The 1,364-nt window shown below is 67.9% G+C and carries 1 protein-coding gene; it reads left to right on the top strand.

Annotated features, from left to right (window positions below; translation table 11 throughout):
- Positions 1 to 133 precede the first annotated feature (133 nt).
- Entirely contained in the window at positions 134 to 1,333 is a 1,200-nt protein-coding gene (locus FBZ83_RS31240) for an IS256 family transposase (RefSeq protein WP_145691176.1), read from the top strand.
- The last annotated feature ends 31 nt before the right edge of the window (positions 1,334 to 1,364 follow it).

A 1,364-nucleotide genomic window follows, 5' to 3' on the forward strand; every position in this document is an offset into this window, starting at 1 on the left:
TGTGGGGAACCGGCCCGCCGAAGCGCCCCCCAGAGCTGGCGTAGGCGGGCCGGTTTTCCACAGCGGGGCGGTCATCGTGGGTCTTCGGTAGAGTCTGGTCACCACACCTCAACCCGACCGAAGGGTGACCACGATGACCGACGAGATGATGGCGCTTCGCGCGCTGCTGGAGAAGAGCCCTGACGCTGACGTCTTGCGCGAGATGATCGGCTTCGCGGCCGAGCGGCTGATGGAACTGGAGGTGCAAGGCCTGACCGGCGCCGCCCACGGTGAGCGCTCCGCCGAGCGGCTGGTCCAGCGCAACGGCTACCGCGAGCGTGATTGGGAGACCCGCGCCGGCACCGTCGAGCTGCGCATTCCCAAGCTGCGCAAGGGCAGCTACTTCCCCGGCTTCCTGGAGCCGCGCCGCATGGCCGAGAAGGCGCTGACCGCCGTGATCCAGGAAGCCTACGTCCACGGCATCTCGACGCGCTCGGTGGATGATCTGGTGAAGGCGCTCGGCATGAGCGGCATCTCCAAGAGCCAGGTCAGCCGGCTGTGCGAGGAGATCGACGAGCGGGTGAAGACCTTCCTGGAGCGCCCCATCGAAGGCGATTGGCCGTACCTGTGGATCGACGCCACCTACGTGAAGGTTCGCCAGAACGGGCGCATCGTCTCGGTGGCGGTCACCATCGCGGTGGCCGTGAACACCGACGGCCGGCGCGAGGTGCTGGGCATGGACATCGGCGCCTCGGAAGCCGAGACCTTCTGGATCGAGTTCCTACGCAAGCTCAAGCGCCGCGGCTTGGCCGGGGTGAAGCTGGTGATCTCCGACGCCCACGAAGGCATCAAGGCCGCCGTGTCCAAGGTATTCCGCGCCACGTGGCAGCGCTGCCGGGTGCACTTCATGCGCAACGCCCTGGCGCATGCCGGGCGGAGCGGCCGGCGCGTGGTGTCGGCCTTCATCGCCACCGCGTTCGCCCAGGATGACGCCGGCGCCGCCAAGGCGCAGTGGCGCCAGGTGGCCGATCAGGTCCGCCCCAAGCTGCCTAAGCTGGCCACCCTGCTCGACGAGGCCGAGGAGGACGTGCTGGCCTTCATGACCTTTCCCAAGGAGCACCGCGCCAAGATCCACAGCACGAACCCGCTGGAGCGGCTGAACGGCGAGATCAAGCGGCGCACCGAGGTGGTGGGCATCTTCCCCAACGAGGCGGCGATCACCCGCCTCATCGGCGCCATCCTGCTCGAACAGAACGACGAATGGGCGGTCCAGCGGGCGCGCTACATGACCCTGGAAACCATCGCCCCCTTGCGCGATGATCTCGCCCTCACGTTGCCCGCTGCGACCACGTGAACCTTCCGGCCAGACACGCCGGTGACCAGAT

Source organism: Azospirillum brasilense, assembly GCF_007827815.1.
GTDB lineage: Bacteria > Pseudomonadota > Alphaproteobacteria > Azospirillales > Azospirillaceae > Azospirillum > Azospirillum brasilense_C.